We start from the raw sequence: 14,571 nt of genomic DNA, 5'->3' as shown, positions 1-14,571 counted from the left end.
CCTGGTCAGGTCGCAAATCCGCTGACCATGTCGGCGGCCAGCGGTTCGCCTCGCTTCAGCTGGCGCGTCGCCGTCTTGCCGATCACCTGGCGGAGATATTTGGGCGGCAGTCCGTTTGCCGGCCGGATCGAGCGGATATTAGCCTCTGTCAGAGCCTCTCCGGCCGCGATGTCGGCCACGACATAGAGACTGCGGCGCATGGAGAGCATCTCCTTCTCCGCATCGGTCGGCCGGTAATTCGGTTTGCCGCGAGCATCGAAGGCGGTCCGCAAGTTGCGCACAAGTGTCGCGAGGTCTTCCGGCTCCAGCGAGAAGGCGGAATCCACTCCGCCATCCGCGCGCCGCAGGGTGAAATGCTTCTCCACCAACACCGCGCCCATTGCGACCGCGGCCTCGGCGACGACGGTGTCCATGGTGTGGTCGGACAGTCCGATGGCAACGTCGAGCCGGGATGCGAGGTCCGGGATCGTGGCGAGGTTCGCCTGATCGACCGGGGTCGGATAGCCGCTGATGCAATGCAGGACGAGGATATCCTTTGCGCCGGCTCCGCGGGCCGTCGCGACCGCGTCCTCGATCTCTTCTAAGCTCGCCATACCGGTGGAGATGATGAGCGGCTTCCCGGTGCGTGCGCAGCGCTCGACCAGATCGAGATCGACGATCTCGGGCGAGGCGATCTTGAAGGCCGGGCATCCGAGGCTCTGCAGCAGCTCGACCGCGGTCGGATCGAACGGTGCCGAGAAGAGGGTGATCCCGATCTTCCGTGCGTGCTGGAAAAGCTCTGCGTGCCATTCCCAGGGGGTATGGGCTTCCTCGTACAGCTCGAACAGGCGCCGGCCGGCCCAAAGCCCCGAATGGATCATGAATTCGGGGCCGTCATGGTCGATGGTGATGGTATCGGCCCGATAGGTCTGGATCTTCACGGCATCCGCGCCGGCTTCTTTCGCAGCGTCGATCAGGGCGAGGGCGCGCCCAATCTCCCCGTTATGATTGCCGGACATTTCCGCGACCACATAGGGCGGATGTTCCGGTCCAACCGGTCGGCCGTCGATCTTGAAATCTTTCGCCATGGTTTCCGTGACAGGGGCTTTGGTTAAAGCCAGAATAGCTTTTTTTACCGGGGGATAGAAGGGACGGCGGAAGGGTGAGACCTGGAGTGCTGGCAATTCGCGCCGACGCCGATGCCCGGATCGGGCTCGGCCATGTGATGCGCTGCTTCGCCCTCGCCGAAGGCTGGCGCGCACGGGGCGGAGAGGCCGCGGTCTTTTCCGGCGGAGAGTTGCCCGGACAGGTCGCGGACCGTTTGGCGCGGGCCGGAATCGATTTCAGGATGCTTGCCGCTTCGGACGATGGCGGGGAACTGGCTCTCGCGGTCTCGCGGCTCGGGGCGGATTGGCTGGTCGTCGACGGTCCTTTCGCCGGCGCGGACTATGTCGCGGCCGCGCGCCGGAGCGCACCGGTCCTGCTCATTGACGATGCGGCCGCACTGGCGCCTTTCCCGGTCGATCTTCTGCTGAACCAGAATGTCCAGGCCCGCGAGGAGAGCTATGCGGCCTGGAGCGGGGTCCGCGTCCTTGCCGGTCCCCGCTACGCGCTGATCCGGGCGGACCTCCGGCAGGACGTCCGTAAGCGGGCGATACGGGATATACCGGAGCGGGTCCTCGTTCTGGTCGGCGGTGCCGACCCGAACCGGTATCTCGAGATGCTTGCGGAGGCGGCGCGGGACGCGTTGCAGCGCGGGGAGATCGGGGAGGGGCGCGTGGATGCGGTGATCGGTCCGGCCAATCCGTGGCGTCCGGCGGCGTCTGTGTCGGGCAGTATCACATACCACACGGGCGTTCGCGATCTCGGGTCCTTGATCTCGGCAGCGGACATCGCACTCTCCTCGGCAGGCTCTGCGGTCGGGGAACTGGCCTTGCACGGCACGCCGATGGTGCTCGGCGCCAGCGTTCCCGTCGAGGAGCCGGTCGGCGCCGGCATGGCGGCGGAAGGCGCGGCGGTCTATCTCGGCCGCCTCGGCGACTGCGCGCGTGAGCGTGTCGTCACGGAACTCGTCCGGCTGCTGCGGGACGCCGGCGCAAGACAAGGCCTCTCCCGTGCCGCATCGACAATGGTCGACGGAAGAGGCGTGGAACGGGTAATAGACGCCATGCTCGAATTGACCGGGAGGGCCGGCGGGGCATGAAGACCGTTGCGATTATCCAGGCGCGCATGACCTCGACCCGGTTGCCGGGAAAGGTGCTGCGGGAAGTGCTGGGCACACCGCTGCTCGGCTACCAGATCGAACGTGTCCGCCGCTGCCGCACCGTCGACGAGATCGTGCTGGCGACCACGACCAACGCAACCGACGACCCGGTGGCGGATTTCGCGGCACGCAACGGCCTGCGTTTGTGGCGCGGTTCGGAGGACGACGTGTTGTCCCGCTATGCCGGCGCGGCCGAAATGGCCGGTGCCGATATCGTAGTCCGGCTGACCGCGGATTGCCCGCTGCTCGATCCGGAACTGGTCGACATTGTGGTCTCGACCTTGCTCGAAAGCGATCCGCCTCTGGATTATGTGTCGAACGCGGGCACCGGAACTCTACCGGACGGACTGGATGCCGAGGTGATGCGCGCCGCGGCGCTGATGGCGGCGTATCTCGAAGCCACGGAATGCCAGGAGCGTGAGCATGTAACCCCCTTCATCTACAATCACCCGGAGCGCTTTGCCTGCCGCAGGCTTCGACAGGATCCGCCGATCGAGGGGCAGCGCTGGACAGTCGACCAGCCGGAAGATTTCGAACTGGTCCGCCGGATCATCGAGGCGCTCTATCCGCGGAACCCGGAATTCGGCTACAGGGATGTGCTGGCCTTGTTGGACGCGCATCCGGACTGGGTCGAGATCAACCGGGTGGTCGCGGCCAAGCCGAAACCGGTAAAGAATGAGGACGGCGCCTATCCGGAGCAGGCGTGAGTGCCAGACGCGACGTCAGGAGAAGATCCTATGACCGATAACTTTCGCACCGAACAGGAAGCCTTCTGGGCCGGTGCGTTCGGCAATGCCTATATCGACCGCAATCGGGACGCGGCGATCCTCGCCTCGCGCACGACGATGTTCTCGCGCATCCTCTCGCGGGCCGGGACGGTGGGGTCCGTAGTCGAGTTCGGCGCCAATATCGGCCTCAACATGCTGGCGCTCCGCACCCTGCTGCCGGAGGCGAAGCTCTCGGCCATCGAGATCAACCCGGAAGCGGTGAAGGCGCTGCAGAGCCAGGAAGGTCTCAATGTCCATCACGGCTCGATCCTCGACCCCCAGGTCAGCGAACCGCACGATCTCTCCTTCACCTCCGGCGTGCTCATCCATATTAATCCGGACGAGCTGCCGCGGGTCTACGACAACATGTACGCGGCGAGCGGGCGCTATATCGCGGTCTCGGAATATTACAACCCGGCCCCGGTCGCGATCCCCTATCGCGGCCACGAGGACCGGCTCTTCAAGCGCGACTTCGCCGGCGACCTGCTGGACCGCTTCCCGGACCTCGCGCTCGTCGATTACGGCTTCATGTATCATCGCGACCCGAACTTCCCGGCCGACGACATGACCTGGTTCCTGCTGGAGAAGCGGGGATAGCAAAACGGCCCCTCGAAAGGGGCCGTTTCTCTTCAATGTCAGGGTGACTTACTCCGCCGCCTCGATCCGGACTTCCTCTTCCGGAGCGGACGGTTTGCCGTTGATGATCAGGCGGCCGTCCTCTGCCGTGACCGTCACCCTGGCGCCGTCGGGCACCGTGCCTTCGAGGATCTGGTTGGCCAGCGGGTTCTGCAGCGAGCGCTGGATCACCCGCTTCAGCGGCCGGGCGCCGTAGACCGGGTCGTAGCCGGTATCCGCCAGCCATTTCAGCGCGGCCTCGTCCAGTTCCAGCGTGATGTTCTGGTCGTCCAGCAGCTTGCGCAGGCGGCCGAGCTGGATGTCGACGATGCTGGTCATGTTCGAGCGGTCGAGCCGCGAGAACAGCAGGGTCTCGTCGAGACGGTTGAGGAATTCCGGCCGGAAGGCCCGGCGGACCACCTCCATCACCTGCTCGCGCACCTCGTCGACGGATTCCCCTTCGCCCTGCGCGGCGAGGAACTCGGAGCCCAGGTTGGAGGTCAGGATGATCAGCGTGTTGCGGAAGTCCACGGTGCGGCCCTGGCCGTCGGTCAGGCGGCCGTCGTCGAGCACCTGCAGCAGTACGTTGAACACGTCCGGATGGGCCTTCTCGACCTCGTCGAACAGCACGACCTGGTAGGGCCGGCGGCGGACCGCCTCGGTCAGCGCGCCGCCCTCGTCATAGCCGACATAGCCCGGAGGCGCGCCGATCAGGCGGCTGACCGAGTGCTTCTCCATGTATTCCGACATGTCGAGCCGGACCATGGCCTGCTCGTCATCAAAGAGGAACTCGGCAAGCGCCTTGGTGAGCTCGGTCTTGCCGACGCCGGTGGGCCCAAGGAACAGGAAGGAGCCGATCGGACGGTTCGGGTCCTGCAGCCCGGCGCGGGCGCGGCGCACGGCGTTGGAGACCGCGGCAACCGCCTCGTCCTGGCCGATCACCCGCCTGTGCAGGTTGTCCTCCATCTGGATCAGCTTCTCGCGCTCGCCCTCCAGCATCTTGTCGACGGGCACGCCGGTCCAGCGGGAGACGACCGACGCGATGTCGCGGTCCGTCACTTCCTCCTTGACCATCTTTTCCGCCGAGGCGGTCTCGGCATGGCCAATCGTGGCCTCGAGATCCGGAATCACGCCGTACATCAGCTCGCCGGCTTTCTCGAAATTGCCTTCGCGCTTGGCGGTCTCCAGCTCCATGCGGGCCTTGTCGAGCTTCTCCTGCACCTTCTGGACGCCGGTCACGACTTCCTTCTCGGACTGCCAGCGCTTGGTGAGCTCCTCGGAACTCTTCTCCAGCTCGGAGAGTTCGCCCTCGAGCTTCTTCAGCCGGTCCTTGGAGGCGCTGTCGGTTTCCTTCTTCAGGGCTTCCTGCTCGATCTTGAGCTGGATGATCTTGCGGTCGAGCTCGTCGATCTGCTCCGGCTTGGAATCTACCTCCATGCGCCGCCGGGAGGCCGCCTCGTCGACCAGGTCGATCGCCTTGTCGGGCAGGAACCGGTCGGTGATGTAGCGGTTCGAGAGATTGGCCGCCGAGACCAGGGCGCTGTCGGTGATCCGCACGCCGTGGTGCAGCTCGTACTTCTCCTTCAGGCCGCGCAGGATCGAGATCGTGTCGATCACGTTCGGCTCCTCGACGAAGACCGGCTGGAAGCGCCGCGCCAGCGCCGCGTCCTTCTCGATATGCTTGCGGTACTCGTCCAAAGTGGTCGCGCCGACGCAGTGCAGCTCGCCGCGTGCCAGGGCCGGCTTCAGCATGTTGGAGGCGTCCATCGCGCCTTCCGCCGCTCCGGCGCCGACCAGCGTGTGCAACTCGTCGATGAAGAGGATGATGTCGCCCTCGGAATGCGAGACGTCCTGCAGCACGGATTTCAGACGTTCCTCGAACTCGCCGCGGAACTTGGCGCCGGCGATAAGCGCGCCGAGATCCAGCGTCAGCAGGCGCTTCTGCTTCAGCGGCTCCGGCACGTCGCCGTTCACAATGCGCTGGGCGAGGCCCTCGATGATCGCGGTCTTGCCGACGCCGGGCTCGCCGATCAGCACCGGGTTGTTCTTGGTGCGGCGGGAGAGGACCTGAATGGTGCGCCGGATTTCCTCGTCCCGGCCGATCACCGGGTCGAGCTTGCCGGAGCGCGCGGCCTCGGTCATGTCCTGGGTGTATTTTTCCAGCGCGTCGTAGGAGTTTTCCGCTGTCGCGCTATCCGCCTTGCGGCCCTTGCGGACCTCGTTGATGGCCTGATTGAGGGCCTGTGCCGTGACGCCCGCGTCCTTCAGGATGCGGCAGGCGGCCGTGCCTTCGGCCATCGCCATGGCGAGCAGCATGCGCTCGACCGTGACGAAGCTGTCGCCGGCTTTCTCGGCGATTTCCTCCGACTGGGTCAGCAGGCGGGCGAATTCCGGCGCGAGATAGACCTGGCCGGCGCCGCCGCCCTCGACCTTCGGCAGTTTGCCGAGTTCGGCCTCGACCGCCGTGCGCGCCGCTTTCGCGTCGCCGCCGGCACGCTCGATCAGGTTGGCGCACATGCCTTCCTTGTCGTCGAGCAGGATCTTCAGAAGATGTTCTGGGGTGAGGCGTTGATGTCCCGCGCCTAGAGCCTGGGTCTGCGCCGATTGCAGGAATCCGCGCATGCGCTCCGAGAGTTTTTCGAAATCCAACGGATATCTCCTTCGTACCGCATGGTTTGCCGATACAGCTCCGTGCGCCCCATGAGGCGGCGCTGAAGCCTCTTTTCAGAAAGCCCCGGTGACCCTAAGCATCGCCGATTGCTTCCTGACTTGGAAGGTTCCATGACCCGCTCGGCGGCGTCTGGAACCCGCATGTCAGATATGGGTAGTGCCACGCCCGCCGCAAGGGGTGTTCCGTTCCCGTGTTGACAGGTCTTCGAAGCTATTTATGGTGCGGTGCACTATGGGAAAAGTCAGTCAGATTTATCGATTCCCCGTCAAAGGCATGACCGGAGAATCGTTGGAGAGCGTCCCGCTCGAGGCAGGACGCATGCTCCCCAACGACCGGCGCTTCGGTATCCTGCACGGCGCCTCGGCGCGGCGTGTGGAGGCGGGCGACCGCGATTGGAAGCCGAAGGCCAATTTCCTGCAACTCGCCCTTCACGAAAAGCTCGCCCAACTCGAGGCCCGCTTCGACGAGGCAAGCGAAGTGCTTCAAATCTGGCGCAAGGGGCGCAACGTCTCCAGCGGCAAACTCTCCGACGTCAATGGACGGACGGTCCTGGAACAGTTCTTCGCCGCCTTCATGGCGAAGGAAAGCCGGGGCCAGCCGCGCATTGTCGAAAGCGGCGAGCAGCCCTATTCCGACGTCAAGGTCCCGTTCGTCTCGATCATCAATCTGGAAAGCGTGCGCGATCTCGAACGCGTGGTCGGGCGCAAGGTCGATCCGATGCGCTTCCGGGGCAATATCCTGATTGAAGGCGTGCCGGCCTGGGAGGAATTCACCTGGGTCGGTAAGAAGGTGCGGATCGGCGATGCCGAAGTGACTGTGGCCGAACGCATCGGACGCTGTGCGGCGACCAATGTGGATCCGGCAACGGCGGAGCGGGACCTCACCATCCCGCGCGATCTGCAGAACGGTTTCGGCCACACCGATTGCGGCATCTACGTGGATGTGACTTCGAGCGGGACGATCAAGGTCGGGGATCCGGTCGAGCCTGTCGCCGGGTGAGCGCCATGCAGTCCGGCAATCCGGAATGACGCCGCTCGCCCTGCGCCGCCTAACGCCCGGTGACGCGGCGGCCGTGTCGGCACTCTCTGTGCAGCTCGGCTACGAACTCGACGCGCAAACCGCCGCGCCGCGCATGGGGCTGGTCCTGACGAGCGCCGGGCATCATGCCTTCGGAGCGTTTTCCGGCGAAAGACTGGTGGGTTTTCTGCATTGCTATGACCGCCCCTCGATCGAAAAGGGGAGGGCGCTTGTGGTGCAGGCTCTGGTCGTCGACGAGAGCGCCCGCGGCAGCGGTGCGGGCCGCTTTCTGATGGCCGAGGCAGAGCGTCTCGCGGGGGAGATCGGATGTACCTCGATCACCCTGTCCTCGAACATGCGACGCACCGGCGCGCATGCCTTCTACGAGCGCATCGGTTACAGCATCAGCTCGACCTCGCGCATATTCAGCAAGACGCTCTGAGCCCGGAAAGCGTTTCCGGCAAAAGAAAAGCCGGCGAACCATCTGGCTTGCCGGCTTTGCTTGATATTTGAAGGAACTTAGTCCTCGCCGGCGAGCGGGAGGCTTTGTTCGGCCGGCTCCGCAACCTTGCGCGGGCGGCCGCGGCGGCGGACGGGCTTCGGCTCTTCCGAAGCTTCAGCCTCGCCGGACTCGTCTTTCGGCATGCCGGACTCGCTGGCGCCGAGCATGGCGCGCAGTGCGGAGTCGTTATCCGAATTGGCCGCTTGCGGCTCGGAACCGGTGCCATTGCTGTTACGGCGGCGGCGCGGCTGGCGCGGTGTGCGCTCCTGATCCGCCTGCTCGGCCGCTTCCGCATCCTGGCGACGTTCGCTGCGAGTCTTACGTGCCGCCGCCTGATCGTCGTCGGACGGGGCCGGGACCTGATCGTTGGACGACTCGCTCTCGCCGTCCTCGTCGGAACGGGTTTGCTGCGGATCCTGTTGAGGTGCGTTGTCCTGCTGCTGCGCGTTGCGGCGGGCCTCGTTCTCCTCGTTGAAGGCGCTATAGATGCGGAAATAGTGGTCCGCATGCTGATAGAGGCTTTCCGCGAGCACCCGGTCGCCGGAGGTGGTCGCGTCCCGGGCAAGCGTCAGGTACTTCTCGTAAACCTGATGCGCGTTACCGCGGATCCGGACATCCGGTCCGTTGCTGTCGAACGTTTGATTCCTGTTGGGGACATTTGGACGGCGATTTCCGCCGCGACCCCGCCCACGCTTCGAATGTGGACCTTGTCTCATGGTCGATTTCTTTGCCGCTATGTTTGGGGAGCCAATAATGGCGCCCGAGCCAAAAACACCGATCCACACCGTGTGTCGGATCGAAACATCCGGTCGCCATCGGTTGGACTAAGTCCAAGCCAAAGCATTCGCGTCATACCGGGATGGTTTCCAGCAACAAGTCTGCCCCCTCGGCACCTGTTGCATGCAAGGGAGACTACCGGTTTAGGTCGGCCTTTCCAAGTTCTATTTCCCGCATTGCAGCAAGGCGTATTCTCGCAACCGGTCAGTTTCGGCGTACCTGAATGCAGCGCTGAATGCCCGCGAGATCGTTCCGGAACCCCGCGACGGAGAGACCCGCCGCTTCCATGATGCGCGCAACCTCTGGACCCTGGCCCTCTCCGAATTCGAACAGCGCGAGGCCATCTCTGTTAAGCAGAGATGCAAGGTTTTCCGCGATATTTCGGTACGCATCCAGTCCGTCGAACCCTCCGTCAAGCGCGCGAAGCGGGTCATGAAGGCGCACTTCCGGTTGCAGGTTTTCAATCTCCGGTGACGGAATGTAGGGGGGGTTCGACAGAACGATGTCGAACGTTCCGGTCACGTCCCGCGCCCAGGAGGAACGGATCATTCGTGCGCGGTCGGAAAGACATAGTTTCTCCGCATTTCGCCCGGAAATGGCGACGCATTCGGGATCGATGTCGACGCCCACACCCTCCGCGTTCGGGTATTCCGACAGCGCCGCGAGCAGGAGGCATCCGGTTCCGGTACCGAGATCGAGGATACGCAGTGAGGCACTCCGGTCCGGGCGGAGTTCGCGCAACGCGTCGATCAGAGTTTCGCTGTCCGGGCGCGGGTCGAGTGTTGCCGGAGACAGCTCGAACTCAAGGCTCCAGAATTCCCGATTGCCGAGGATGCGGGAAACAGGCTCCCCGGCAAGCCGGCGGTCCAGAAGGACATTGAACTGCGCCGCGCCGTCAGGTGTGACGGGCTCGTCTTCATGCCCATGCAAGCGGTCGTCCGCTCCCAAGGCGTGGGCGAGCAGCAGGCGTGCGTCAAGCCGGGCCGAGCCGCTACCGGCCGCGGCGAGCCGCCGCGTTGCCGCAGAGAGCAGTCCGCCTATCGAGGCCCCGTTCCCATCTCCGCCGGGAGACATCAGGAGAGGGCCGCGAGACGCGCGGCCTCGTCTTCGGCGGTCAATGCGTCGACCAGTTCGTCGAGGGCCTCGCCGGCGATCACCTTGTCGATCTTGTAAAGTGTCAGATTGATGCGGTGATCGGTGACGCGGCCCTGCGGGAAATTGTAGGTGCGGATGCGCTCCGAGCGGTCGCCGCTGCCGACCTGGTCTTTGCGGTCCGCCGCGCGTTCGCTGGCGAGGCGCTGGCGTTCGTGGTCGTAGAGCCGTGCGCGGAGGATCTTCATCGCCTTGGCGCGGTTCTTGTGCTGGGATTTCTCGTCCTGCTGCGAGACCACGATGCCCGAGGGCAGGTGGGTGATGCGGACCGCGCTTTCCGTTGTATTCACGTGCTGGCCGCCGGCGCCGCTTGCCCGGAATACGTCTACGCGCAGGTCCTTGTCCTCGATCTCCAGATCGACGTCTTCGGCTTCCGGCAGAACGGCGACGGTCGCGGCGGAAGTATGGATCCGCCCGCCGGATTCGGTTACCGGGACGCGTTGTACGCGGTGAACTCCGGACTCGAATTTCAGCCGGGCGAAGACGGAGCGCCCGCTGATTTCCGCGATCGCCTCTTTATAGCCGCCGATATCGTTTTCCGAGATCTCCATGATCTCGAATTTCCAGCCCTTCTGCGCGGCATAACGCTGATACATGCCGAAGAGGTCGGAGGCGAAGAGCGCGGCTTCGTCGCCGCCGGTCCCCGCGCGGACTTCCAGAATCGCGTTCTTCTCGTCCGCCTCGTCTTTCGGCAGAAGCAGAACCTGGACCTCTCGCTCAAGATCCGGAAGCTCCTTCTCCAGCCTTTCGACTTCCTCGCCCGCCATTTCCGCCATATCGGGGTCTTCAAGCAGTACGCGGGCGTCGTCGAGTTCCTTCCGCATGGCCGTCAGCTCGGTGACCTTCTCGGCGACTGGCGCGAGTTCGGAGAGTTCCCGCGAGAGCTTGGCAATGTCCTGCGAGCCTATATCCTCGCCGGAGGCCAGGATTGCTTCCAGTTCCTTGTGGCGGGCCAGCACCCTTTCGAGATTTGCCTGCAGGCTCACTCGTTTTCTCCCTGTTCTTCTTCGAGGCCGAACAGTTCCACCAGAGTGGAGATTGTCCTGTCGTCCAGTGTCTCGGAAGCCGCGAGCCGGCGTAGATGCTCCGACGGCCCGTGCATGATGCGGTTCAGCAGGAGCCGCGTCGCCTGTTCCGCAGAAAGGTTCGGCTGTTCCTCGTGCAGATTTGTCCGCATCGCTTCCAAATGGTTTCTGAGGCGCACGATCGCTGGGGCGGCTGTTCGCCCGCTTTGGTCCGAAAGAAAGCGCGCGACGGCTTTTTCGACCATTTCACGGGCGCGCTCCGCCTCTGCGCGGCGCGCATTCTTGCCTTCGGTCGCCGTGCGTTCGAGATCCTCAAGATCGAACAGGAAGGCCTCGTCGATCCGATTGACCGCCGGATCGACATCCGCTGGCACGGACAGGTCGACCAGGAAGATCGGGCGGTAACGCCGTTTCTGCAAGGCGCTTTCGACCATCTCGGCGGTCAGTACAGTGCGGCCCTCGCCGACGGCGGCGATGACAATATCCGCTTCTGACAGCGCTGCCGAGAGTTCCTCGAATGGACGATGATGGGCATTGATAGATTTCGCCGTCGCTTCCGCGCGCCGCGAGATCCTGTCCATGACAGTCACCGGCGTCTCGTGACCCTCCTGTAGCTGCTCGGCCAGAATCAGGCCAAGCTCGCCCGCGCCGAGCAGCAGGGCGCGGGTCCTGTCCAAAGCTCCGTGGACGTCGCGCGCGATGGTGATCGCCGCTGCGGCGATGGAGACCGGACCTTCGGCGATCCGGGTTTCCCGACGAACCTGTCGGGCGGCCTCGAACGCTGCGCTCATGGTCGCGTCGAGCAGCGGACCGGAGGATTTCAGGTTGCGGGCGAGGCGATGCCCGGCGCGCATCTGGCCGAGGATTTGCGGCTCCCCGATGACTTGGCTGTCGAGGGAGGCGGCGACCCGGAACAAATGGGCGACGGCGTCGCCGCCGACATGCCGATAGAGCAGAGGCTCTAAGAGGGCAGGATCGAGACCGACCGGCGCGCAGAGGATCCTCGCGATCACACTGCGGGCCTCCTCGGGATTGGGAAAAACACCCGCCACCTCGACCCGGTCGCAGGTCGAAAGCGGCATCGCCTCTTCGATCCCGAAGACCCGGAGTGACCGCAGGACCACCGGCAGCTCCTCGTCGGCGACGAAGAGTTGTTCGCGGATCGCGTCCGGGCAGGTCCGGTGGTTGACGCCGACGACGGCGAAACGGTGCAGGTCCTGAAAGAGCGGGGAAGCGGGACGGTCCGCCAATGCCGAACCTCGCTAGGACCCGGCTTTGAGATGGTCCCCGATCCTGTCCAGCGCGACTTCGGTCTGAGAGCCTGTATCCAGGTCCCGAACGGTCGCGACTCCCTTTTCGAGTTCCGTCTCGCCGAGAATGACGGCGTGGCTGGCGCCGAGTTTGTTGGCCCGCTTCATGCGCTTTCCAAGGTTGCCCGAATAGCCCATTTCGACAGCAAGACCGCTCTTGCGCAAGTCATGGCTGAGCTTGATGGCGGTGATCGTGGCCTCCGCGCCGACGGGAATCACCGCTACCGGCCGTGCCGGGGCTGCCGGCGCGTCGATCATCATGGCAATGCGCTCGATCCCTGCCGCCCACCCCACGCCCGGGGTCGACGGACCGCCCATGGTCTCGACCAGCCCGTCATACCGGCCACCGGCCATAACGGTACCCTGGGCGCCAAGCTTGTCGGTCACGAACTCGTAGGCCGTGTGACAATAGTAATCGAGGCCGCGCACAAGGCGGTCGTTCTGCCGGTAGGGAATACCGACCGTGTCGAGTCCCTCTTTCACCGTGCCGTAGAAGTCCCGGCTCGCCTCGTTCAGATAGTCGCCGAAGGAGGGCGCGTTGGCGACGATCGCGCGGTCTCCCTCGTCCTTGCTGTCGAGGATCCGCAGCGGGTTGACCTCGAGCCGGCGCAGGCTGTCTTCCGAAAGGCCGTCCCGGTGATCCATCAGATAGGCGACCAGAGCGGTGCGGTAGGCGCCACGGCTTTCCGTATCGCCGAGCGTGTTCAGTTCCAGGATGATGCCGTCGAAGATCCCGAGCGCGTCGAGAATGTCGGCGCCGACGGTGATGACCTCGATATCGGCCTGCGGCGCCGGAACGCCGAGAAGCTCCACGCCGATCTGGTGGAACTGGCGCTGGCGGCCCTTCTGCGGTCGTTCGTAGCGGAACATCGGGCCCTGATAAAAGAGCTTCAGCGGCAGATCCTGGGTCAGACCCTCTGAAATGAAGGCGCGCGCCACGCCGGCTGTTCCCTCCGGTCGCAGGGTGACCCTGTCACCGCCACGGTCCTCGAAGGTGTACATCTCCTTGGAGACCACGTCCGAGGTCTCGCCGAGCGTGCGGGCGAAGACTTCAGTGAATTCGAAGATCGGGGTCTGGATCTCGCTGAACCCGTAGCGGGCCGCGGTCCCGAGCGCGGTCTCAACCACATGACGATGCCGTCGCGCGTCCTCGCCCAGAAGGTCGTGGGTACCGCGAACGGGTTGCAGTTTCGCCATTGGTCAGGTCCTTTCAAACGCGCCCGCGGCGAGATGCGTGCGGGCGGCTCGGTTTATGCCGCGAAATCGGCTCGGATTCAAACGGATGCGGTGATTTTCGGCGCGGAAAACGCTCTTCCGGGTCAGGACGCGGCCGGCGGAACCGCGATGGCTTTCTTTTCCGTAGCCAGTTCCCGTTCGATCTCCGCCGCCTTCTCTTCTACGAGAGAGACCAGATGGTCGACGATCTTGTCGTCCTTCAGGCGATGGTGCGGCAGCCCGGCGATGTAGACTTGATGTGTGCCCTTGCCGCCGCCGGTGAAACCGATATCGGTCTCCCGCGCTTCGCCGGGACCGTTCACCACGCAGCCGATCACCGAAAGGGTCATCGGCGTGGTGATGTGCGCCAGACGTTGTTCCAGGACCTCGACGGTCTTGATCACGTCGAACTGCTGGCGGGCGCAGGACGGGCAGGAGATCACATTCACGCCGCGGTGGCGCAGGTTGAGAGACTTCAGAATGTCGAAACCGACCTTCACCTCGTCCACCGGATCGGAGGAGAGGGAGACGCGGATCGTGTCGCCGATCCCGCTCCAGAGCAGCATGCCCATGCCGATGGAGCTCTTGACCGAGCCGATGCGGAAACCGCCGGCCTCGGTGATCCCGAGGTGCAGCGGATAGTCGCAGGCGTCCGCGAGGCCCTGATAGGCCGCGACGGCGAGGAAGACGTCGGACGCCTTCACACTGATCTTGGTCTCGAAGAAATCGTTGTCTTCGAGGATGCGCAGGTGGTCGAGTGCGCTTTCCACCATGGCTTCGGGGCAGGGCTCTCCGTATTTTTCCAGCAGATGCTTTTCGAGGCTGCCCGCATTCACGCCGACCCGGATCGAGCAGCCATGGTCCTTGGCGGCCTTCACCACCTCGCGCACCCGATCGGCGCTGCCGATATTGCCGGGATTGATGCGCAGACAGGCGGCACCCGCCTCGGCGGCCTCAATGGCGCGTTTGTAGTGGAAATGAATGTCGGCCACGATGGGAACCGGGCTCGCCTTGACGATCTCCGGCATCGCCGCGGTCGAGGCCTCATCCGGGCAGGAGACCCGCACGATGTCGGCACCGGCGTCCGCGCAAGCCTGGATCTGCGCGATCGTCGCCTTTGCATCGGCGGTCAGCGTGTTCGTCATGGTCTGTACGGTAATCGGGGCATCGCCGCCGACAAGCACGTTTCCGACGGAGATCTGACGGGACTTGCGTCGGTCGATGTCGCGGTAGGGCCGCACGCTCATGGGATAGATCCGCTCGCTTTCGTCGCTCACT

At 64.5% G+C, this 14,571-nt stretch carries 13 protein-coding genes; 5 read left to right on the top strand and 8 right to left on the bottom strand.

Annotated elements, in window-relative coordinates; all coding sequences use genetic code 11:
• Positions 1–5: 5 nt before the first annotated feature.
• A complete protein-coding gene (gene pseI / locus NUH88_RS06990) occupies positions 6–1,067 on the bottom strand; it encodes a pseudaminic acid synthase (protein WP_257770920.1) in 1,062 nt (353 codons plus the stop codon).
• Between the two features lie 86 nt (positions 1,068–1,153).
• Here pseI and NUH88_RS06985 point away from each other — a divergent pair, with 86 nt between their 5' ends.
• The 3 genes from NUH88_RS06985 to NUH88_RS06975 are packed head-to-tail and all read left to right on the top strand — an operon-like array spanning position 1,154 to position 3,606.
• Positions 1,154–2,182, top strand: coding sequence for a PseG/SpsG family protein (locus tag NUH88_RS06985; RefSeq protein ID WP_257770919.1), 1,029 nt, complete (start codon positions 1,154–1,156; stop codon positions 2,180–2,182).
• Positions 2,179–2,949 (top strand): cytidylyltransferase domain-containing protein, encoded by a 771-nt coding sequence (locus NUH88_RS06980; RefSeq protein ID WP_257770917.1) that lies wholly within the window; start codon positions 2,179–2,181, stop codon positions 2,947–2,949. Before NUH88_RS06985 ends, NUH88_RS06980 begins: the two co-directional genes overlap by 4 nt.
• A 30-nt stretch (positions 2,950–2,979) precedes the next feature.
• A complete protein-coding gene (locus tag NUH88_RS06975; RefSeq protein WP_257770915.1) occupies positions 2,980–3,606 on the top strand; it encodes a pseudaminic acid biosynthesis-associated methylase in 627 nt (208 codons plus the stop codon).
• Between the two features lie 48 nt (positions 3,607–3,654).
• On the opposite strand, the gene clpB is transcribed toward NUH88_RS06975, so the two are convergent.
• Positions 3,655–6,273 (bottom strand): ATP-dependent chaperone ClpB, encoded by a 2,619-nt coding sequence (gene clpB / locus NUH88_RS06970; RefSeq protein WP_257770913.1) that lies wholly within the window; start codon positions 6,271–6,273, stop codon positions 3,655–3,657.
• 238 nt (positions 6,274–6,511) lie between these two features.
• Here clpB and NUH88_RS06965 point away from each other — a divergent pair, with 238 nt between their 5' ends.
• Both NUH88_RS06965 and NUH88_RS06960 read left to right on the top strand, forming a co-directional pair.
• Positions 6,512–7,294 (top strand): MOSC domain-containing protein, encoded by a 783-nt coding sequence (locus tag NUH88_RS06965; protein WP_308220091.1) that lies wholly within the window; start codon positions 6,512–6,514, stop codon positions 7,292–7,294.
• A 73-nt stretch (positions 7,295–7,367) separates the two neighbouring features.
• Positions 7,368–7,754, top strand: a complete 387-nt coding sequence (locus tag NUH88_RS06960) for a GNAT family N-acetyltransferase (protein ID WP_257770909.1) — start codon at positions 7,368–7,370, stop codon at positions 7,752–7,754.
• 77 nt (positions 7,755–7,831) lie between these two features.
• On the opposite strand, the gene NUH88_RS06955 is transcribed toward NUH88_RS06960, so the two are convergent.
• The 6 genes from NUH88_RS06955 to ispG form a co-directional block, all read right to left on the bottom strand.
• On the bottom strand, positions 7,832–8,530 hold the full coding sequence (locus tag NUH88_RS06955; protein WP_257770907.1) for a DUF4167 domain-containing protein: 699 nt from the start codon (positions 8,528–8,530) through the stop codon (positions 7,832–7,834).
• Between the two features lie 265 nt (positions 8,531–8,795).
• Positions 8,796–9,665 (bottom strand): peptide chain release factor N(5)-glutamine methyltransferase, encoded by an 870-nt coding sequence (gene prmC / locus NUH88_RS06950; RefSeq protein WP_257770905.1) that lies wholly within the window; start codon positions 9,663–9,665, stop codon positions 8,796–8,798.
• Positions 9,665–10,729, bottom strand: coding sequence for a peptide chain release factor 1 (prfA, locus tag NUH88_RS06945; protein WP_257770903.1), 1,065 nt, complete (start codon positions 10,727–10,729; stop codon positions 9,665–9,667). Before prfA ends, prmC begins: the two co-directional genes overlap by 1 nt.
• Positions 10,726–12,018, bottom strand: a complete 1,293-nt coding sequence (gene hemA / locus NUH88_RS06940; RefSeq protein ID WP_257770901.1) for a glutamyl-tRNA reductase — start codon at positions 12,016–12,018, stop codon at positions 10,726–10,728. The genes prfA and hemA overlap by 4 nt, the downstream gene beginning before the upstream one ends.
• A gap of 12 nt (positions 12,019–12,030) precedes the next feature.
• Positions 12,031–13,275, bottom strand: coding sequence for a histidine--tRNA ligase (hisS, locus tag NUH88_RS06935; protein WP_257770899.1), 1,245 nt, complete (start codon positions 13,273–13,275; stop codon positions 12,031–12,033).
• A gap of 122 nt (positions 13,276–13,397) precedes the next feature.
• Entirely contained in the window at positions 13,398–14,540 is a 1,143-nt protein-coding gene (gene ispG, locus NUH88_RS06930; protein WP_257770897.1) for a flavodoxin-dependent (E)-4-hydroxy-3-methylbut-2-enyl-diphosphate synthase, read from the bottom strand.
• Positions 14,541–14,571 lie beyond the last annotated feature (31 nt).

Origin of the sequence: Nisaea acidiphila (assembly GCF_024662015.1) — a bacterium.
Classification (GTDB): Bacteria; Pseudomonadota; Alphaproteobacteria; order Thalassobaculales; family Thalassobaculaceae; genus Nisaea; species Nisaea acidiphila.
This window is presented reverse-complemented; position numbering and strand designations above follow the sequence as displayed.

Bases quoted from the DNA above. Each gene is read 5' to 3' on its own strand.
- prmC (WP_257770905.1), bottom strand. From the start codon at position 9,665: ATGTCTCCCGGCGGAGATGGGAACGGGGCCTCGATAGGCGGACTGCTC.
- NUH88_RS06975 (WP_257770915.1), top strand. From the start codon at position 2,980: ATGACCGATAACTTTCGCACCGAACAGGAAGCCTTCTGGGCCGGTGCG.
- ispG (WP_257770897.1), bottom strand. From the start codon at position 14,540: ATGAGCGTGCGGCCCTACCGCGACATCGACCGACGCAAGTCCCGTCAG.
- hisS (WP_257770899.1), bottom strand. From the start codon at position 13,275: ATGGCGAAACTGCAACCCGTTCGCGGTACCCACGACCTTCTGGGCGAG.
- NUH88_RS06965 (WP_308220091.1), top strand. From the start codon at position 6,512: ATGGTGCGGTGCACTATGGGAAAAGTCAGTCAGATTTATCGATTCCCC.
- NUH88_RS06980 (WP_257770917.1), top strand. From the start codon at position 2,179: ATGAAGACCGTTGCGATTATCCAGGCGCGCATGACCTCGACCCGGTTG.
- pseI (WP_257770920.1), bottom strand. From the start codon at position 1,067: ATGGCGAAAGATTTCAAGATCGACGGCCGACCGGTTGGACCGGAACAT.
- NUH88_RS06955 (WP_257770907.1), bottom strand. From the start codon at position 8,530: ATGAGACAAGGTCCACATTCGAAGCGTGGGCGGGGTCGCGGCGGAAAT.